The organism is Pseudomonas sp. Xaverov 259 (genome assembly GCF_019352915.1).
In the GTDB taxonomy this organism is placed as follows: domain Bacteria; phylum Pseudomonadota; class Gammaproteobacteria; order Pseudomonadales; family Pseudomonadaceae; genus Aquipseudomonas.
Window position 1 is genome coordinate 702,080 of sequence record NZ_JAAAFV010000057.1, and the last position, 18,441, is coordinate 720,520.

Annotated in this window: 17 protein-coding genes; 4 read left to right on the forward strand and 13 right to left on the reverse strand. The window is 60.5% G+C overall.

The features are described 5' to 3' along the window. The first annotated feature begins 53 nt into the window (after positions 1 to 53). Positions 54 to 1,433: a DUF2868 domain-containing protein gene (locus tag K0H48_RS26060; RefSeq protein WP_219269879.1), complete on the forward strand. Its 1,380-nt coding sequence runs from the start codon at positions 54 to 56 to the stop codon at positions 1,431 to 1,433. Further along, complete coding sequence (locus K0H48_RS26065; protein WP_219269881.1) at positions 1,426 to 2,793, forward strand: DUF3482 domain-containing protein; 1,368 nt, start codon at positions 1,426 to 1,428, stop codon at positions 2,791 to 2,793. The genes K0H48_RS26060 and K0H48_RS26065 overlap by 8 nt, the downstream gene beginning before the upstream one ends. Positions 2,794 to 2,831: 38 nt before the next feature. On the opposite strand, the gene K0H48_RS26070 is transcribed toward K0H48_RS26065, so the two are convergent. From K0H48_RS26070 to K0H48_RS26120, 11 genes are all read right to left on the reverse strand, one after another. Further along, positions 2,832 to 3,407 (reverse strand): hypothetical protein, encoded by a 576-nt coding sequence (locus K0H48_RS26070; protein ID WP_219269882.1) that lies wholly within the window; start codon positions 3,405 to 3,407, stop codon positions 2,832 to 2,834. A gap of 338 nt (positions 3,408 to 3,745) precedes the next feature. Continuing rightward, positions 3,746 to 4,303 (reverse strand): hypothetical protein, encoded by a 558-nt coding sequence (locus K0H48_RS26075; RefSeq protein WP_219269883.1) that lies wholly within the window; start codon positions 4,301 to 4,303, stop codon positions 3,746 to 3,748. A gap of 123 nt (positions 4,304 to 4,426) precedes the next feature. Continuing rightward, the gene (locus tag K0H48_RS26080) at positions 4,427 to 4,975 is read right to left on the reverse strand and encodes a hypothetical protein (RefSeq protein ID WP_138813434.1); all 549 of its coding nucleotides are present in this window, start codon (positions 4,973 to 4,975) and stop codon (positions 4,427 to 4,429) included. A 138-nt stretch (positions 4,976 to 5,113) separates the two neighbouring features. After that, positions 5,114 to 5,725: a hypothetical protein gene (locus K0H48_RS26085; protein WP_307877384.1), complete on the reverse strand. Its 612-nt coding sequence runs from the start codon at positions 5,723 to 5,725 to the stop codon at positions 5,114 to 5,116. Positions 5,726 to 5,800: 75 nt separating this feature from the next. Beyond that, positions 5,801 to 6,367, reverse strand: a complete 567-nt coding sequence (locus K0H48_RS26090; protein ID WP_219337612.1) for a phosphonate degradation HD-domain oxygenase — start codon at positions 6,365 to 6,367, stop codon at positions 5,801 to 5,803. Next, on the reverse strand, positions 6,367 to 7,494 hold the full coding sequence (locus tag K0H48_RS26095; protein WP_219269884.1) for a TIGR03364 family FAD-dependent oxidoreductase: 1,128 nt from the start codon (positions 7,492 to 7,494) through the stop codon (positions 6,367 to 6,369). The genes K0H48_RS26090 and K0H48_RS26095 overlap by 1 nt, the downstream gene beginning before the upstream one ends. 126 nt (positions 7,495 to 7,620) lie before the next feature. Then, entirely contained in the window at positions 7,621 to 8,637 is a 1,017-nt protein-coding gene (locus tag K0H48_RS26100) for a putative 2-aminoethylphosphonate ABC transporter substrate-binding protein (RefSeq protein WP_219269886.1), read from the reverse strand. 22 nt (positions 8,638 to 8,659) lie between these two features. Then, positions 8,660 to 10,384: a putative 2-aminoethylphosphonate ABC transporter permease subunit gene (locus tag K0H48_RS26105; RefSeq protein ID WP_219269888.1), complete on the reverse strand. Its 1,725-nt coding sequence runs from the start codon at positions 10,382 to 10,384 to the stop codon at positions 8,660 to 8,662. A 1-nt stretch (position 10,385) separates the two neighbouring features. Continuing rightward, complete coding sequence (locus tag K0H48_RS26110) at positions 10,386 to 11,450, reverse strand: putative 2-aminoethylphosphonate ABC transporter ATP-binding protein (protein ID WP_017139492.1); 1,065 nt, start codon at positions 11,448 to 11,450, stop codon at positions 10,386 to 10,388. A 224-nt stretch (positions 11,451 to 11,674) separates the two neighbouring features. Next, positions 11,675 to 12,538 (reverse strand): LysR family transcriptional regulator, encoded by an 864-nt coding sequence (locus K0H48_RS26115; RefSeq protein ID WP_056857666.1) that lies wholly within the window; start codon positions 12,536 to 12,538, stop codon positions 11,675 to 11,677. Positions 12,539 to 12,554: 16 nt separating this feature from the next. Then, positions 12,555 to 14,873, reverse strand: coding sequence for a heavy metal translocating P-type ATPase (locus K0H48_RS26120; protein WP_219269890.1), 2,319 nt, complete (start codon positions 14,871 to 14,873; stop codon positions 12,555 to 12,557). Between the two features lie 85 nt (positions 14,874 to 14,958). Between K0H48_RS26120 and cadR the strand changes: the two genes are divergently transcribed. Beyond that, a complete protein-coding gene (cadR, locus tag K0H48_RS26125) occupies positions 14,959 to 15,408 on the forward strand; it encodes a Cd(II)/Pb(II)-responsive transcriptional regulator (protein WP_017139495.1) in 450 nt (149 codons plus the stop codon). 375 nt (positions 15,409 to 15,783) lie between these two features. On the opposite strand, the gene K0H48_RS26130 is transcribed toward cadR, so the two are convergent. Both K0H48_RS26130 and lgt read right to left on the reverse strand, forming a co-directional pair. Then, on the reverse strand, positions 15,784 to 16,617 hold the full coding sequence (locus K0H48_RS26130) for a thymidylate synthase (protein WP_017139496.1): 834 nt from the start codon (positions 16,615 to 16,617) through the stop codon (positions 15,784 to 15,786). 53 nt (positions 16,618 to 16,670) lie between these two features. Next, positions 16,671 to 17,483, reverse strand: a complete 813-nt coding sequence (gene lgt, locus K0H48_RS26135; protein ID WP_017139497.1) for a prolipoprotein diacylglyceryl transferase — start codon at positions 17,481 to 17,483, stop codon at positions 16,671 to 16,673. A gap of 211 nt (positions 17,484 to 17,694) precedes the next feature. Here lgt and K0H48_RS26140 point away from each other — a divergent pair, with 211 nt between their 5' ends. Then, positions 17,695 to 18,441: an NRDE family protein gene (locus K0H48_RS26140; protein ID WP_219269891.1), complete on the forward strand. Its 747-nt coding sequence runs from the start codon at positions 17,695 to 17,697 to the stop codon at positions 18,439 to 18,441.

Here is an 18,441-nt window from a genome sequence, read left to right on the forward strand (position 1 = left end):
GAGCCACGAGTCTGCGGTTATGCTCCAAGCTCACTTGCTCAACAGGACGGCGCGTGACTGTACTGAAACCGCTGCACACACTTTGGCTGACCGAAACCGTGCGCCTGCGCGAAGAACACGCAGGCCCGTTGGAAGACCTGGAAGCCAACCGCCTGGCGCGTACGGCCGGAGGCGATTTGCCGGCGCGCATCCAGCAGCGCGCCCTGCACCTGGCCGAGCGCGATGGCCTGACGGCCGCCCTCACCCGCTGGCTGCAAGGCGCGCGGTTGGCGTTGGTGCTGCTGGCGGTGGTGGCGGTTATCAGTGGCGCCGGGCTGGCCTTTGCCGCCTTGGGTAATGGCCTGACGCCGGTGAACGTGTTCTGGGCCTTGGGCAGCCTGCTCGGCTTGAACCTGATCCTGTTAATCAGCTGGGCCTTGGGCTTGTTGTTTGCCGGTGAACACAGCGCCAGTCTCGGGCGGCTGTGGTTGTGGCTCAGCGAAAAGCTTGCCCGCGATGCCAAAGCCGCGCAATTGGCGCCAGCCTTGCTGCTGTTGTTGCAGCGCCAGAAACTCAATCGTTGGGCCGTGGGCGTGCTGGTCAACAGCCTGTGGTTGCTGGCGCTGCTCAGCGCCATGGTGATTCTGCTGACACTGCTGGCCACGCGGCGTTACGGTTTTGTGTGGGAAACCACCATCCTCGGCGCCGATACTTTTGTCGCCGTGACCCAAGCCCTCGGCAGCCTGCCCGCCTTGCTCGGTTTTAATGTGCCGACGGTGGAGATGATCCGCGCCAGCGGTGACTCGGCCCTGAATATCGAAAGCGCTCGCCAGGCCTGGGCCGCGTGGCTGGTAGGCGTGCTGCTGGTTTACGGCCTGCTGCCCCGATTGCTCCTCGCGCTGCTGTGCCTGTGGCGCTGGAAACGCGGCCGCGCGGCATTGCGCCTGGACCTCAACCTGCCCGGCTACAGCCAACTGCGCGAGCGCCTGATGCCGAGCAGTGAACGGCTGGGCGTCAACGACGCCGCGCCCGAACAACTGCACCACGTCACCGGCGGCATCAGCGACCTGGAAAGCGACGGCGCCCTGCTGGTGGCCATCGAACTCGACGATCAACACCCGTGGCCGCCCAAGCTGCCGGGCTGCGTCAAGAACGCCGGTATCCTCGACAGCCGCGAATCGCGCAACAAACTGCTGGAACAACTCACGCGCTTCCCGCCCGCACGTCTGGCCATCGCCTGTGACCCGCGCCGCTCGCCGGATCGCGGCAGCCTGGCGTTGATCGCCGAGCTGGCCCGCAGCGCCACCGCCACCCGCGTATGGCTGTTGCAGGCGCCACCCGGCCAGGCGCTGGACGCCGAGCGCCTGGGCGACTGGCACGCCGCGCTGCAACAGCTGGAGCTGCCGTTCGCCGACTGTGCGCCGCTGAACTGGCTGGAGACCGGTCATGACTAAACCACTGAAGCTCGCCGTGGTCGGCCACACCAATGTCGGCAAAACCTCGCTGCTGCGCACGTTGACCCGTGATGTGGGCTTTGGCGAAGTTTCCCATCGCCCCAGCACCACCCGCCATGTGGAAGGCGCGCGCCTGTCGGTCGATGGCGAAGCCTTGCTGGAGCTGTACGACACACCTGGCCTGGAAGATGCCATCGCGCTGCTTGATTACCTGGAACGCCTTGACCGACCCGGCGAACGCCTCGATGGCCCGGCTCGCCTGGCGCGGTTCCTGGAAGGCAGCGAAGCCCGTCAGCGTTTCGAACAGGAAGCCAAGGTGCTGCGCCAACTGCTGGCCTCGGACGCCGGTTTATATGTGATCGACGCCCGCGAACCGGTGCTGGCCAAGTACCGCGACGAGCTGCAGGTGCTGGCCAGTTGCGGCAAACCATTGCTGCCGGTGCTCAACTTCGTCAGCAGCAGCGACCACCGCGAGCCGGACTGGCGCGAAGCCCTGGCCCGCCTCGGCCTGCATGCGCTGGTGCGCTTCGACAGCGTGGCGCCACCGGAAGACGGCGAACGCCGCTTGTATGAAAGCCTGGCGCTGCTGCTGGAAAACGCACGGCCGCAATTGGAGCGCTTGATCCTCGATCAGCAAGCCCAACGCCAGGCCCGCCAGCAAAGCGCCGCGCGCTTGATCGCTGAATTGTTGATCGACTGCGCCGCGTGCCGGCGCAGCGTAGTCACAGAGGATGAACAGCAAGCCATCAGCGACTTGCGCAAGGCTGTGCGCCAGCGCGAGCAAAAGTGTGTAGAGGCGCTGCTCAAACTGTTCGGCTTCCGCACTCAGGACGCTGCCGCCAGCGACTTACCGCTGCTGGACGGGCGCTGGGGTGATGATTTGTTCAACCCCGAAACCCTCAAACAACTCGGCGTGCGGGTCGGCGGCGGGATCGCCGCAGGCGCGGCAGCCGGTGCGGGTGTGGACCTGCTGGTCGGCGGTCTCACCCTCGGCGCCGCCGCCATTGCCGGTGCCATTGCCGGTGGCGCGCTGCAAACCGCACGCAGCTACGGCAGCCGCCTGCTGGGCAAGATCAAGGGCCAGCGCGAGCTGACCGTCGACGACAGCGTTTTACGCCTGCTCGCCCTGCGCCAACGTCAATTGCTCAAGGCCCTGAACCTGCGCGGCCATGCGGCGATGCACAGCATCAAGGTCGACACGCCTCAAGACCAAACCTGGCGGGCAGGCAAATTACCGGACGCTTTGCACAAGGCCCGTGCCTACCCGCAATGGTCGTGCCTTAACCCTCAGCCAAAGCTTAGCCAGGCTGAACGTCAGGAGCAGATTCATGTATTGGCGCAGTCACTCAAGGATGAGTGACTGCGAGCCCCCATGATCGGCCATACACCTGGCAAGGCTCATGAGGCCGGAATATCCAAGACCTTGACCTCAAAGGTTTCCGGTTCGTGCCAGCTGAACAGCAGGTATAGCTCAGCCAACTGGTGGACCAAACGCCGATCAATATCGTCGATTACACCGTCATGGTTGATATCGAAATGAATGTTCCATTCGAGCACTTGGTCGTTATCAAAGTCATAAGCGGCATTCCAGGCGACCAACGTGTGAGCATCAATGTCCCCGGTCCCCTCCTTAACGTGCAGACGCACAGTGTCGGGCGTGCCGTCTTTATAGAAGTCTTCGGAGAAAATTTTCATGTAGCGCGTTGAAGCCGTCCCAGGATTAAACCAGTTGAGCTTCAAATAGGCAGAGGCAAACTTGTCCAACAACAGTTTGTCGAGCCGACTTTCCCGACCATCATTCGTCACATCCCCTCGGCTGTAGTCGATTTTCCCGTCAGTTGGGAAGTCGTAGGCCACGGCATGACGGATCAAGCTGTCTCGAATACCGGGGGTGCTTTGGTAGAACTGAAGCAACACAGTATCTGCCTGGCCAGCTCCTGTTCGGTCCTGTGCGAAAACTTTTAAATAGCGCATTGTTCGACTCCTTGTTCAAACTTATCCAAGCTCGGATGAGCGTATTCATACCCATTGAACGCAAGGAAGTTGACGCTGATGGATCGGAGCGTGCGCCGCCAACTGTCACCCTTGTTAAACCAGCTCAACCAAAAAAATGTATTGGCAAATGCCTTGAGCAACCCATCAATGCCTGTGGAGTAACGCTGATAAAAATGCATCATCTTTTCTCTTGCGTGGCTGAAGTCACATGAGAGTAATGAAGCTGGCAAAAGCGTCGCTAGTCGACGCTTCTGGACTGAACGTATGAATTCACCCTGCCATGGGTAGACGTTTGTCTCAACGCACTGAGGCAAACATCAAACCGTTTTGAATCGCGCCGAAGTATGCCAACCAAATGCCAGGAAAGCGTCACACAAGGCTTTAGTGGCGTCGCTATCCCGATGATCGCCACTACAATCGCGCTTCGGACCCGAGTGGGTAATCGACTCCACGATGCCATCATTATCGCCGTCATAGCCCACGACGCTATGCATCAAGACGCGTCTGCCCTGTGATGTACAACACTGATGAAAACTCAGCTTAAGCATATTAGGCACGCCTCCCCCAGACCAGCGGGCGACTCGCATCGTCAGGTAACGCCGCCAGGTTTCGCCAGGATTGAACCAGTTCAGTTGCAGGAAAACATCTGAAAATGTCTTGAGCAACGCCTTATCTTCCGCCGATCTATAACCATCAAAATTGATATCGCCTGGTAACAAGATCTCGGTGGCACCATCGGCGGTGATATCAACAGCCACCGCCTCATGGACCAGTTCATCAGGATCGCCAGCAGGTCGCTCAAAAAATTGCAGAATAACCATATCAGCCCTGCCATTACCGCTACGGTCCTGGGCAGTCGCTTTCAAATAGCGCATCACCTACTCTCGCTTTATTAATTGAAGAACCACAGAGAGTAATAACGCCTGCACTCGTGCCTCTAGCCGTCGCGTCCCGGTTTGTCGTATGAATTCACGCTAGCTGTTATCGGCAGACGTAAGTCAAATGCTGTTGTCTTTGTACCATTTGAACCCAAGGAAACTACTGCACAAGGAACGGATCAGCTCTTTGTCTGCCTGATCAACTACGCCGTTTTTATCCACATCGGTATGGGTAAACCATTCCAGGACGCCATTCCCGTAGCCATCAAAGGCTGAGGCCTGATAAGCCAACGTTGGTTTACGCCCTGTACTGCGCCGGTCCAGAAAATTAAGTTGCACACCGTTGGGCGGGCGTTTTTCGTACTCATGGATGGCGATGATTACCAACGTGCGCTTCCAACTTTCACCGTAATTAAACCAGTTCAGTTTAAGAAAGGTGTTAGCAAACGTCTTGATCATGTGGCTGTCGATGACGGTGCTCTTGCCATCCACCTCGATGTCCACAACCGTCTGCAGATCCACGCTGGCATCGCCATCCATATCAACGACAAACGCTTCATGAACCACCTCGTCAAACCCAGCAGCACTGCGTTCATAGAAATGTAGAAACACGGTATCTGCGCGCCGATTACCACTGCGGTCTTGAGCGGTGACTTTTAAATAACGCATATTTATCTCGGTTGTAATTAAAAAACTGATCAATAGAAATCAACAACCAGCTCGCGGCACAAAACCGGTGCCAGGCGTATACCAACACCATCAATGTCTTCAGTAATTTGATAGCCGACCAGGCCGTCAGCTGATGTATCAACAGCGGTCGCTATGCGCGCCAACTCGTCCGGCAGTTGCGTCAGTCTCATACCACCGCATCTCCAGAAAAAGGGTGCCCAGTACTCGCATCAATTCTTTATCCACTTTATCGGCGACACCGTTTCCATCGATATCACTGTTGGTAAAGGTCTCGAGCACACCATTGCTGTCAGCGTCATACGCTGCGGCGCTGCATGTCAGGCTCTCTTTGCGAACCCCGCCCAGCAAATCGTGGAGTTGCAACTTGATGGCATTGGGTTTGCCTTGCTTATCGTAATGGTCCACATACACGCTCAACGTGCGCTGGGAACTGTCGCCTTTGTTGAACCAACCGAGTTTTAAAAACGCATTGGCAAATGCCTTGAACAGTTGTTTATCTCGAATGGTGCTCTGCCCATCACGGTTGATATCACCGGCGCACTGCACATCGATCACCGAGTCGCCGTCCATGTCCACCGCCAGGGCTTCATGCCTCAATGCATCCGGCTCGCCGGTCTGGCGCTCATAAAGGTGCACGATGACGGTATCAGCCTTACCGTTACCGCTGCGGTCCTGAGCGGTCGCTTTTAAATAACGCATGGGAATGTCTCTAAAATGGGCAAGACCCAAGGCTATTCCAGGTCTTGGCCATTTAAGAGTTCATGACGTCTGAACCGCGGGTATGAAAGAGCGCCGACAGGCGTGCTAACTGCCGACACCGGCTGCCAGCAGGCCACGTGCCTTGGCTTTCAGCAGGTCCAAGTCGACCACGGGCACGTGCATTTGCTTGGCCTGCTCATCCCAGTGGCGCATGCGCAGGCTGACGTGGCAAAGCGGATCCTGCTCAAAGGCCTGGGCCTCTGCGGCTGTCATTACGCCACCCTGATAACCCAAGGTACGGCGACTGGCTTCGCTCAAGCGCGCGTAGTAGTCCGGCTGGCTGAAGGTCAGGTAGCGCTTGGCCTGCACGTGATATTCCACCAGCTTGGCCATGCGCTCGCCGAAACCTGCGCGGCGCAGATAATCCGCGCCCAGGCGCTCGTGGCTGACCACGCCATAGCCACCCATGTTTTCGCCGCCCTGCCCGCAGAGGTGCCCGATGTCGTGGAAAAACGCCGCCAGCACCACTTCATCGTCGAAGCCTTCGGCCATAGCGAGTTGCGCAGCCTGGGACATGTGCTCGATCTGCGACACCGGCTCGCCGATGTAATCGGCCGCGCCGTGCTGTTCGTACAAGCCGAAGACTTCGGTGATTGCCTGTTCCGGGTTCATCATGCGCGTCCCCACAATGCTGTGATATTTCGCTCGGCCATTGCCGGGCCCACACTCATGCCTACGCCCGAGTGCATCAACGCCGCGCTCACGCCCCGCGCCACACGCAGGAATGAAAACGGCGCCGGGCCGCGTGAGCCGTACACACCTTGCCAGCGTTCCACTATCTGGATTTTGCAGCCCAGCGTCTGCTCCGCCAGCTCGATCAGCCAGTCATCGACTTGCTCGGCATTGAACGGCGATGCGTCGCTGCCGTAGTCATGGGAGTCGCCGATGATCAGCTCGCCCTGCGGTGTCGGACTGATCAGCAAGTGAATCCCGTGCTCTTGCAGGTGGGGCGCTTCACGCAGGATCTGCGCCTGCACCGGCGCAGCTTCCGGCAGGTCGGCAAACGCGCCGTAGTGAACGCAACTAAGGCCCGTGAGCAATGCGTGTTGCAGGTTCAGGTTGAGCGCAGGCCGGGCGCGCAGCATTTGCAGGCGACAGATGCTCGGGTTGAGCTCGGCCATCGAATCGGCCAACAACGTCTGGTAATCGTGGCCGGAGCATACGATGACCTGCTCACCGCGAAAGCTGCCCGCGGTGGTGTGTACCTGGCCAGGCTCAACGTCGCGCACCAGGGTGGAGAAATAGAACTGCACCTTCAATTCCTGGGCCAGATAATTGATCAGCGCCGGGATCGCTTCGCGCGAATACAGTTGCTGATCATCCTTGCCATGCAGCGCGGCACGGTGATGGCGGAACTGGCCGCCGTACAGGTCTTTGATCGCCGCGCCTTGCAGCAGCTGGACGTTGTAGCCGTGTTCTTGCGCCCGGCCAGCGCAGAAAGCTTCCAGCAGATGCTCTTCGGCTTCGGTGCGGGCGAACAGGTAGGAGCCGTTGCGCTTGAGCTGCAAGCCCGCCACCTTCGCCCATTGGCCCCAGATATCACGGCTTTCCCGTGCCAGATCGAGCATCGGCCCAGGGGGTTGGCCGGTGACCAGTGCCTGGCCGAAGTTGCGCACGGAGGCGCCCAGCGGTGTGGCGCTGCGCTCGAAGACCTTGACCTTGAGGCCGCGTTTGGCGGCGGCGTAGGCGTGGGAAAGGCCGAGGATGCCGGCGCCGATGATCAGCAGATCGCTACTCATGTGTTCCTCTCGTTCCCACGCTCTGCGTGGGAACGCATCCAGTGACGCTTTGCGTCACGACTTCCAAAAGCGGACGCGGAGCGTCCAGGGCCGCATTCCCACGCGGAGCGTGGGAACGATCATCAGTTACTGCTTCTCGGACTTGCCGTCATAGCGCTTGCGCCACTCGGTCAGGATGCTGTCACGGTTTTTCGAGGCCCAGGCGAAGTCGTTCTTGATCAAGCGCTGTTCGTAGTCAGCCGGCAATTCGGTCTGTGGCTTGGCGATACCCGGCTGGGCGAGGACGGCGAAGTTGTCCTTGTACAGCTCCATCGCAGCGGGGCTGGCGGAGAAGTCGGCAAGTTTTTTCGCGGCGTCGGCGTGGCTGGTGCCCTTGATCACGGCAGTCGCTTCGATGTCCCAGCCCAAGCCTTCTTTAGGCAGGATGATGTCCAACGGCGCGCCTTGGCGTTTGAGCTGCACGGCCGGGTATTCAAACGAAATACCAATCGGGAATTCCCCGGAAGCCGCCAGCTTGCACGGCTTGGAGCCGGAGTGAACGTACTGGCCGATGTTCTGGTGCAGGTCGTCCATGTACTGCCAGCCCTGCTTCTCGCCGAAGGTCTGCAGCCAGGCGCTCACATCCAGAAAGCCGGTGCCGGACGATGCCGGGTTAGGCATCACGATCTTGCCCTTGTACTCAGGCTTGGTCAGGTCTTGCCAGCTCACCGGTTTGCTCAGGCCTTGTTTCTCGGCTTCGACGGTGTTGAAGCAGATGGTCGCAGCCCACACGTCCATGCCGACCCAGGCCGGTGGGTTAGCGGCGTCGCGGTAGTTTTTGCCGATCTTGTCCAGATCCTTGGGCGCATAGTTATCCAGCATGCCCTGCTGATCGAGGATCGCCAGGCTGGACGCGGCCAACCCCCACACCACGTCAGCCTGCGGGCGGGCTTTTTCGGCCAGCAGTTTGGCGGTGATGATACCGGTGGAGTCACGCACCCACTTGATATCGATATCCGGGTTGGCTTTTTCGAAGGCTTGTTTGTAGGTCTTCAACTGCTCGGCTTCGAGGGCCGTGTACACCGTCAATTCGGTTTTGGCGGCAAAGGCATTCAGGCTGAATGCGCTGAGCAGAGCAGCGGCCAGGGCCAAGGGCTTGAACATGGAGCACCTCCTTCAGGGATTTTTATTGGCCGGGCGCGGTTTGGCGCCAGGCTTGGGAGCGGCGCAAAGCGCCACGTGAGGCCCACGCCAGCAGCAGCGAGACGCCGGCCGAGGTGAACAGGATCAGGGTCGACATGGCCGCAGCGCCGCCCACATTGCCGGCGTCGTCCATGTTCAACACGGCGACGGCGGCGAGGATGGTGTCGGGGCTGTAGAGGAAGATCGCGGCGGACACGGTAGTCATCGCCGACACAAACAGGTAGCGCACGATGTCCAGCAACGCGGGCAGGCAGATCGGCACGGTGACGCGCAGATAGTGGCGGTACAGCGGCGCCTTGAGGGACAGCGCGGCGGCTTCGAACTCGGCATCCAACTGGCGCAGCGCGGTGGTTGCGGTCATTTGCGCGGTGGTCAGGTAGTGCGCAATGGTGCACACCACCAGCAACGTCATGGTGCCGTAGAACACGTGCAGCGGGTTGCCGTTGAGGTTGAAGAAGAACACGTAACCCAGGCCCAGCACCAAGCCGGGCACGGCCATCGGCACAAAGCTGAGCATGCGCAGCGCCAGGTTCAGGCCTTTCTGGCCCTTGGTCTTTTCCATCAGGTAGGCGCCAGTGAAGATCAGCACGCTGCCGATCAGCGCGGCGCACAGGGCCATGGTCAGGCTGTTGCGATAGGCCAGCCAGCCGCCGCCGGCCGTGTCTTCAAACTGGTAGTGATTGAGCGATAACGACAGGTTGTACGGCCAGAACTTCACCAGCGAGGAGTACACCGCCATGCCGAACACCAGCAGCAACACGGCGCAAATCAACAGCACAATCGCCAGGTAGCAGCCATCCCTTAAGCGCGACGGCGCGGGTTGGAACACCTGGGCGCGGCCGCTCATGGAATCGCCATGACGGCGGCGCAGCCAGGCGTCCACAGCAAAGCTGAACAGCGCCGGCAACAACAACACCATGCCGATCAAGGCGCCGCGACCGAATTGTTGCTGGCCGACCACCGCCTTGTAGGCTTCCAGCGCCAACACCTGATAATCGCCACCGACCACCACGGGCACGCCGAAGTCGGTGATGGTCAGGGTGAACACTAGGCAAAACGCCGCGAACACCGCCTGGCGCGTGGCCGGCCAGGTGATGCTGCGAAACGCCCGGGCGGAGCTTGCGCCCATGCTGGAGGCGGCATCGAACAGGCGCGCATCCGCCAGGGACAGCGCCGACAGCAGAATCATCAGGGCGTGTGGGAAGGTGTAGATGACTTCACCCAGCACAATGCCCCAGAAGCCGTAGATATTGTCCGAGAGCAAGCCACGCAACATGCCTTGGTTACCGAACAGATAGACCAGCGCAATACCCGGCAACATCGACGGGGCCATCAATGGCAGCAGTGACAGGCCGCGCCAGATTGGCTTGCCGGGGATCAGCGTGCGTTGCAGTGCGTAGGCAAACAGGTAGGCCAGCGGTACGACGATGGCCGCCACGCTGAGGGACACTTTCAGGCTGTTGCCCAACAGCCAATGGAAGTTGGCGCTGGTTACCAGCTCCCGCGCCGCGACCAGCCCGCCGCCCTGCCCGGCTTCGCTGCTGAAGCCGCGCCAGAAGATCGCCAGCAGCGGCAACAACACCGCCATGCCCAGCAGGAGTAACCAAAGCAGCTTGCCGCCGACTACGAAGAGGCGGTCGCCAAGCTCAGCGCGGGAAACCTGACGAGCCACGTGGTCGGGTATCGGCAGACTCATATCAGCAGCCATCTCAGGCAAACACCTGCAGGCTGCGCGGCGGCAAAGCCACCCAGATATCCTGCGCGCCCAGGCGCGGCATGGCTTCGGGGGCCAGTTCGGCCAACAGCGGGTGGCCTGGCAATTGCTCCAGCTCAAAGCTCATGCGGCAGCGGTTGCCGAGGAAGGTGATCTCGCGGACCTTGGCCGGGAACAGGTTTTCTTCATGCACCAGCGGGTTGACGCTGATGGCTTCCGGGCGGCAGAACAAGCGGCCGGACTTGGCCTTGCTGGCGCTGTCATCCAGGCGCATGTGCAAGCCGCCGACCTGGGCATGGCTGTCACTGCTGCGGCTGAACGGCAGCCAGTTGCCCTGGCCGACAAACTCCGCCACAAACGGCGTGGCCGGGCGGTCGTAGATTTCCTGGGGCGTGGCGTACTGCTCGACCTTGCCGTTGTTCATTACCGCGATGCGGTCGGCCATCAGCATGGCCTCGTCCTGGTTGTGGGTGACCATCAGCGTGGTAATGCCCAGGCGCCGTTGCAATTGGCGCAACTCGGTACATAGATGCTCGCGCACACGGGCGTCGAGGGCCGACATGGGTTCGTCCAGCAGCAGTAGCGATGGCGCCGGTGCCAGGGCGCGGGCCAGGGCGACGCGCTGTTGTTGGCCGCCGGAGAGTTGGCCGGGGTACTTTTTTTCGCTGCCGACCAGGCCGACCAGTTCAAGCATCTGCCCGACACGCTTGCGCACTTCGTCGCGACCACTGCCGGTAAGGCCGTAGCCGATGTTCGCTTCGACAGTCAGGTTGGGAAACAGCGCGTAGGACTGGAACAGAATGCCGTAGTCCCGCGCCTGCGGCGGCAGCAGGGAAACATCGCGGTTGCCCAGGTAAAGCTCACCGCTGTCCTGGCGCTCCAGGCCAGCGATGCAGCGCAGCAAGGTGGTCTTGCCGCAGCCGGACGGGCCCAGCAGGCACACCAGCTCGCCGGCAGCGACTTCCAGGGACACGTTGTCCAGCGCGGTGAAGGCGCCAAAGCGTTTCTGGATACCGCGCACCTTCATTGGCGCGCCGGGTTGGGTCAGGGCTGTGTTCATGCAAGGCACCTCATCAAACTGATAAAGGCCATGCTAGGCGGGCAATGCGTCCTTGATGTGGCAGAAAGGCAAAAGGCGGTGATAGTGGTATTGGTGGATTTGGGTGTAAGGCGATCGTTCCCACGCTCTGCGTGGGAATGCATCTTGTGACGCTCCGCGTCACGACACCCAAGAACAAACGCGGAGCGTCCAGGGCGGCATTCCCACGCGGAGCGTGGGAACGATCAGAGCGGCGACATTTCCTGCGCCAAACCCAGAAACGCCGCCGGCAACCGCGCGCCTTTGCGCTCCTTGAGGCAGTACAAATACTCGGGAATCTGCGGCGCGTTCTCGATGGTCAGCACCCGCAGTTGCGGGTCATGGGGCACTTCCTGGCGGGCGATGATGCTGATGCCGATATTGCGCAACACCGCCTCGCGAATCGACTCACGGCTGCCGATTTCCAGCAACGGCCCGTAACTCACGCCTGCGCCCTGCAACATCTCTTCAGTCAGCCGCCGCGTGGTGGAGCCGGCTTCGCGCATCAGCAAGGTATGCCCGGCGAGCGCGCTCAGCGGCACATGTTCAAGCTTGGCCAGGGGATGATTGCGATGCACCGCCAGCACCAGCGGGTCGGTGCCCAGCACGCGGCGGATCAGGCGTGGGTCTTCGAGCAGTTGCGAGGAGGCAGCGACATCGACCCGGTAATCGTCCAGTGCTTCGAGCACCTGTTGGGAATTGCCGATTTCCACCGAGACGTCCACATGGGGCAGGCGTTCGCGAAAGGCTTTGACCAGATCGAGGATGTAGTACGGCGCCGTGGCGGCAATCCTCAAGGCGCCTTGGACCTGGCCAGTATTGCGCAGGAAAAACTCGATATCGGCTTCCTGCTGCAACAGCACCTTGACCATCGGCAGCAAGCGCGCGCCGTCGTCACTGACGGTGAGGCGGCGCCCGCCGCGGTAGAACAGTTCAACGCCGTATTGGCTTTCGAGGTTGCGAATCTGGGTGGTGACGGTGGGCTGGCTCAGGCCGAGTTTTTTCGCCGCCTGGGTAATGCTGCCCAGGCGGGCGACCATAAAAAACGCCTTTAACTCAGCACTCAGCACACCGCCCTCTCATCGTCTATTTGCGCAACAGGCGCAGACCATTGAACACCACCAGCAGGCTCACGCCCATGTCCGCGAACACCGCCATCCACATGGTCGCCATGCCGAGGAAGGTGACTGCCAGGAAGATCGCCTTGATCACTAACGCCAGGGCGATGTTCTGCTTGAGGATACTCGACGTTTGCCGCGACAGACGAATGAATGCCGGAATCTTGCGCAGATCATCGTCCATCAACGCCACGTCGGCGGTCTCGATCGCCGTGTCGGTGCCCGCTGCGGCCATGGCAAAGCCGATTTCGGCACGGGCCAGCGCCGGAGCGTCGTTGATACCGTCGCCGACCATGCCTACCCGGCGGCCTTGGCCGTAGAGGGTTTCGATGGCTTGCAGTTTGTCGGTGGGCAACAGGTCGCCCTGGGCCTGATCGATGCCAACCTGCGCCGCAATCGCCTGGGCGGTGTGGGTGTTGTCGCCGGTGAGCATCAGGGTCTTGATGCCCAGCTCGTGCAGCTGCTGGATAGCCTCGCGGCTGCTGTCTTTTACCGTGTCGGCCACGGCGAACAATGCCAGCGGGCCGGACTTGTCGAGCAGCAGCACCACGGACTTGCCTTGTTTTTCCAGGGCGAACAGCTTTTCTTCCAGCGCCGGCGAGCACAGGCCCAGGTCTTCCACCAGACGGTGGTTGCCCAAGTGGTAGGTTTCGCCGTTGATGTCGCCACGCACACCGCGACCAGCCAGGGCCTCGAAGTTATCCACAACGTGGCTTGGCAGATTTTTATCCACAGCTGCCTTGGCTATAGCCAGCGACACCGGGTGGTCGGAGCGCCCGGCCAGGCTGGCCGCCAGGGCGGGTGCGCTGTCTTCGACAGTGGGGAACAGCGCCAGGTAATCGGTTTGCACCGGTTTGCCGTGGGTGATGGTGCCGGTCTTGTCGAGGGCCAGGTAGTCGAGCTTGTAACCGCCCTCCAGGTACACGCCGCCCTTGATCAAGATGCCTTTGCGCGCCGCAGCCGCCAGGCCGCTGACGATGGTCACCGGGGTGGAAATCACCAGGGCGCATGGGCACGCGACCACCAGCAGTACAAGGGCGCGGTAGATCCAGTCGAACCATACGCCGGCCATGAACAGCGGCGGGATAATCGCCACGCCCAGGGCAAACAGGAAGACTGCCGGGGTGTAGACCTTCGAGAAGCTGTCGACAAAGCGCTGGGTCGGCGCCCGTGCGCCTTGGGCCTGTTCCACCGCGTGAATGATGCGCGCCAGGGTGGAATTGTTAGCCGCAGCGGTGACCTTGTATTCAAGGGAACCGGCCTGGTTGATGGTGCCGGCGAAAACTTTATCGCCCACGGTTTTTTCAATCGGCAGGCTTTCGCCGGTGATCGGCGCCTGATCGATGGTGGATTGACCGGCGGTGACCTCACCGTCCAGGCCAATGCGCTCGCCGGGTTTTACCCGCACGATAGCGCCCAATTCAATGCTTTTTACTTCCTGTTCGAGCCACGAGCCGTCGGCCTGCTGCACCGTAGCCTGTTCCGGTGTCATCTGCATCAGGCCACTGATGGCGTTGCGCGCACGGTCCAGGGACTTGGCTTCGATCAGCTCAGCTACGGTGAACAGGAACATCACCATGGCCGCTTCCGGCCACTGGCCGATCAGGATCGCGCCGGTCACCGCGATGCTCATCAGCGCGTTGATGTTCAGGTTGAGGTTTTTCAGGGCGATCCAGCCCTTTTTATAGGTGGTGAGGCCGCCACTGAGGATCGACACCAGTGCCACCAGGGCAATCAGCCAAGTCGGTGCCACGCCCGTAAAATGCAGCACTTCAGCGCCCAACGCGCCTACGCCGGACACCGCCAACGGCCACCAATGCTTTTTGGCGGGCGGCGCAGCGGCGGGCGTGCCCTCTTCGATAGGGTCGGCCTGCATGCCGATGGATTTGATCGCCGCGATGATCGGCGCAGTGCTCGGCAGGTCGTGGGTGACGCCGAGGATGCGGTTGATCAGGTTGAATTCCAGCTGCTGCACACCGGCGAGCTTGCCCAGTTTGTTCTGGATCAGCGTCTGCTCGGTGGGGCAGTCCATGGCTTCGATGCGGAAGGTGCTCAGGCGCGAGCCGGCTGTCGGCGCTTCGCTCAGCGTGACCACGGCAGGCGCTGCCTTGCTGGAACAGCAGGAGTCGCCATGGCTGCCATGCTCATGCTTTGTGACCGGCGTCAGCTTGGCGCCATGTTCGTGGCCATGTTCGTGGCTATGTTCGTGGCTATGTTCGTGGCTATGGTCATGAGCATGGTCGTGCTTGTGATCATGTTTTTTCGGGGTGTGGATGGAATCGCTCATTCTGTCGCGTCCGTAAAGGTGCCTGTTGCCAAGTAAAGACCCTGTAGCCACTATAGGGTCAAGCACCCATTTGGAGATTGCTGCGATGAAGATCGGCGAATTGGCCAAACTGACCGATTGTCAGGTGGAAACCATCCGTTATTACGAGAAAGAAGGCCTGCTGCCGCCCCCGGCACGCACCGATGCCAACTATCGCGTGTACACCCAGGCGCACACCGAACGGCTGATCTTTATCCGCAACTGTCGCAGCCTGGACATGACGCTTGAAGAAATCCGCAGCCTGCTGGGGCTACGCGACAGCCCACAGGACCAGTGCGAGAGTGTGAATGCGCTGATCGACGAGCATATCCACCATGTAAAAGCGCGGATCGATGGGCTGTTGGCGTTGCAGGCGCAATTGCTCGACCTGCGCCAACGCTGCGGCGGCGGGCCGGATCTGGACCAGTGCGGGATTTTGCAGCGGCTGGAGGTCAGCGGCAGTGTGGCGGCCAGCGAAGCGGAGCCTTCGCATGTGGGCAGAAGCCACGGGCATTAAGGCGCACACAAAAGAACTGTGGGAGCTGGCTTGCCTGCGATAGCGGTGGATCAGAGGCATTGATATCGCCTGACACTCCGCTATCGCAGCATAGGTATCTACACAACCGGTTAACACGAAGTCTGCGACAGGTGGGTTGTTGTGGCGAGCAGGCTTGTCCTGCGTTGGGCTGCGAAGCGGCCCCAGTAAAGGCAGCGCATTTTTCCTGAAAGAGCTCAGCGTCTGGGTTAGGGGCTGCTTCGCAGCCCAACGCAGGACAAGCCTGCTCGCCACAGGAGAAATTGGTTGCCTTCAAACGTTGTGTAGATACCTATGGCTATCGCAGGCAAGCCAGCTCCCACATAAGCCAGTTGCCACATTTGACCGAAGCAGGCTTTAGATCGCCACGTCAGCCTTGATGCTCGGATCGGCGTCGTAACCCACAATCTCGAAGTCTTCGAACTTGTAGTCATAGATCGACGCCGGCTTACGCTTGATCACCAGCTCCGGCAGTTTCTTCGGCGTGCGCGCCAGCTGGGTGCGGATCTGTTCCATATGGTTGCTATAGGCATGGGTGTCGCCAGTGGTGACGATGATCTCGTGCGGGATCAGGTCGCATTGCTGGGCCAGCATATGGGTCAGCAACGCCAGCGCGGCGGTGTTGTACGGCAGGCCGAGGAATACGTCGGAGCTGCGGATGTACAACTGCATCGACAGATGGCCGTCATGCACAAACGCCTGGTACAGCAGGTGGCACGGCGGCAGGGCTTGCTTGCCGTTGCGCGCGTTTTCCTGCGGGCTCTTGGTTTCGTCCGGCAGGTATTCGACGTTCCAGCCGTGGAACAGGATGCGACGGCTGTTAGGGTTGTTCTTCAACGTGTCGACCATGTAGTCGATCTGGTTGATGGTGCCGCCGTCCTTGGTGGGCCAGGCGGTCCACTGCTCGCCGTACACCGGGCCGAGGTCGCCGTCTTCGGTGGCCCATTCGTCCCAGATTTTCACGCCGTTTTCGTTCAGCCACTTGATGTTGGTATTGCCACTCAACATCCAGATCAATTCGTTGGCGATGCTTTTGAAATGAAGCTTCTTGGTGGTCAGCAGCGGGAAGCCGTCGGCCAAGTTATGCCGATACTGACGGGCAAACACGGCCTTGGTGCCGGTGCCGGTGCGATCGCCCTTGGTCAATCCATTGGTCACGACGTCGTTCAGTAGTTCGAGATATTGCTTCATGTTTTTACCCGTATCAAAGAAGCCGAGGCTCGCAAAAGCCTCGGCGTTCGAATTTAAAGCGCGGCGTTCTTGATGCCTTGCGGGCGATTGTACGCCCACCACAGCAGGCCCAGGCCCGCCAGGATCATCGGCATGCTGAGGATCTGACCCATGGTCAGCCAGCCCCACGCCAGGTAACCCAGCTGCGCATCCGGCACGCGGACGAACTCGACGATGAAGCGGAAGATCCCGTAGAACAACGCAAACATGCCGGAAACCGCCATGGTTGGGCGTGGCTTGCGCGAGAAGATATAAAGAATCAGGAACAGTGCCACACCTTCCAGGGCGAACTGGTAGAGCTGCGACGGGTGGCGCGGCAGTTGCGCCGGGTCGCTGAAGGGTGGGAACACCATGGCCCACGGCACGTCGCTCGGCTTGCCCCACAATTCGGCGTTGATAAAGTTACCGATACGCCCGGCGCCCAGGCCAATCGGCACGAACGGTGCGACGAAGTCCATCAGCTGGAAGAACGACTTGCCGTTGCGGCGGCCGAACCACCACGCTGCGATCATCACACCGACGAAGCCACCGTGGAACGCCATGCCGCCCTTCCACACTTCGAAAATCAGGGTCGGGTTGGCGATATAGGCTGGAAGATCGTAGAACAGCACATACCCGAGGCGTCCGCCGACGATCACGCCCATCGACATCCAGAACACCATGTCGGAGAGCTTCTCCTTGGTCCAGGTCGGGTCGAAACGGTTCAGGCGCCGGGAAGCCAGCAGCCATGCACCGCCGATGCCGATCAGGTACATCAACCCGTACCAGTGGATTTGCAGCGGACCGATGGCCACGGCCACCGGGTTGATCTGCGGGTAAGGCAGCATTGCGACTCCTCGTTAAATCATTAGTCATGGCGCACCCGACCATGCCGGTGTGGGATTAAGCCTGCGTTACAGCCGCAATTTCAAATTAAGAAGTTCAGAAGCGCCCATTAGCCCGGCATGTTAACGGATGGAAGGCGCTCGGCCCAACTTCGATACGATGGATAGCCATCCGTTGTATGGGTAGAGTGAGCAAAACACAAAGGGAACGCCTATGTGCCTGATTGTTTTCGCCTGGCGGCCGGGCCACGCCCAGCCGCTGATCGTCGCGGCCAACCGTGATGAATTCTATGCTCGCCCCAGCCTGCCGCTGGCTCAGTGGCCGGATGCGCCGCATGTCTATGCCGGTCGCGACCAGGAAGCCGGTGGCACCTGGCTTGGCGTAAACGCCGACGGTCGTTTTGCTGCGCTGACTAATATTCGCGACCCGCACCAGCCGCCGGCACGCAAGTCCCGAGGGGAATTGGTAGCGCGCTTTCTCAGTGGATCACTGCCAATTGACGACTATCTAGCCGATGTTAACGGCCGTTCGATTGAATATTCCGGCTTTAACCTGCTGGTGGGTACACGGGATGAGCTGTGGCATTACAACGCCAACGAGACCGAGCCCACGCGGCTGGAGGCTGGGGTTTATGGGCTGTCGAATGCCGGGCTGAATACGCCCTGGCCCAAATTGCTCAAAGCCAGGGCGGCGTTGAGTGAATTGCTAGAGCACCCACAGCCACAGGCCTTGCTGGATATTTTGAGCGACCCGCAGACCGCGCCATTTGCCGACTTGCCGGACACCGGCGTGGGCCTGGCGACCGAGAGCCTGCTGTCCAGCGTGTTTATCGCCAGCCCCAGTTATGGGACGCGGGCGAGTACAGCGCTGATTGTGAATGCCGATGGGTCGCGACAGATGGTGGAGCGTAGTTTTGGGCCACTGGGTGGGCGGTTGGGTGAGGTCGAACTGAGCATTTGA

Excerpts from the sequence above, each read along its gene's own strand:
- K0H48_RS26110 (WP_017139492.1), bottom strand. The coding sequence starts at position 11,450 with ATGAACACAGCCCTGACCCAACCCGGCGCGCCAATGAAGGTGCGCGGT.
- K0H48_RS26070 (WP_219269882.1), bottom strand. The coding sequence starts at position 3,407 with ATGCGCTATTTAAAAGTTTTCGCACAGGACCGAACAGGAGCTGGCCAG.
- K0H48_RS26130 (WP_017139496.1), bottom strand. The coding sequence starts at position 16,617 with ATGAAGCAATATCTCGAACTACTGAACGACGTCGTGACCAATGGATTG.
- K0H48_RS26100 (WP_219269886.1), bottom strand. The coding sequence starts at position 8,637 with ATGTTCAAGCCCTTGGCCCTGGCCGCTGCTCTGCTCAGCGCATTCAGC.
- K0H48_RS26075 (WP_219269883.1), bottom strand. The coding sequence starts at position 4,303 with ATGCGCTATTTGAAAGCGACTGCCCAGGACCGTAGCGGTAATGGCAGG.
- lgt (WP_017139497.1), bottom strand. The coding sequence starts at position 17,483 with ATGCTGCCTTACCCGCAGATCAACCCGGTGGCCGTGGCCATCGGTCCG.
- K0H48_RS26090 (WP_219337612.1), bottom strand. The coding sequence starts at position 6,367 with ATGAACCCGGAACAGGCAATCACCGAAGTCTTCGGCTTGTACGAACAG.
- K0H48_RS26095 (WP_219269884.1), bottom strand. The coding sequence starts at position 7,494 with ATGAGTAGCGATCTGCTGATCATCGGCGCCGGCATCCTCGGCCTTTCC.
- cadR (WP_017139495.1), top strand. The coding sequence starts at position 14,959 with ATGAAGATCGGCGAATTGGCCAAACTGACCGATTGTCAGGTGGAAACC.
- K0H48_RS26105 (WP_219269888.1), bottom strand. The coding sequence starts at position 10,384 with ATGGCTGCTGATATGAGTCTGCCGATACCCGACCACGTGGCTCGTCAG.
- K0H48_RS26065 (WP_219269881.1), top strand. The coding sequence starts at position 1,426 with ATGACTAAACCACTGAAGCTCGCCGTGGTCGGCCACACCAATGTCGGC.
- K0H48_RS26140 (WP_219269891.1), top strand. The coding sequence starts at position 17,695 with ATGTGCCTGATTGTTTTCGCCTGGCGGCCGGGCCACGCCCAGCCGCTG.
- K0H48_RS26080 (WP_138813434.1), bottom strand. The coding sequence starts at position 4,975 with ATGCGTTATTTAAAAGTCACCGCTCAAGACCGCAGTGGTAATCGGCGC.
- K0H48_RS26120 (WP_219269890.1), bottom strand. The coding sequence starts at position 14,873 with ATGAGCGATTCCATCCACACCCCGAAAAAACATGATCACAAGCACGAC.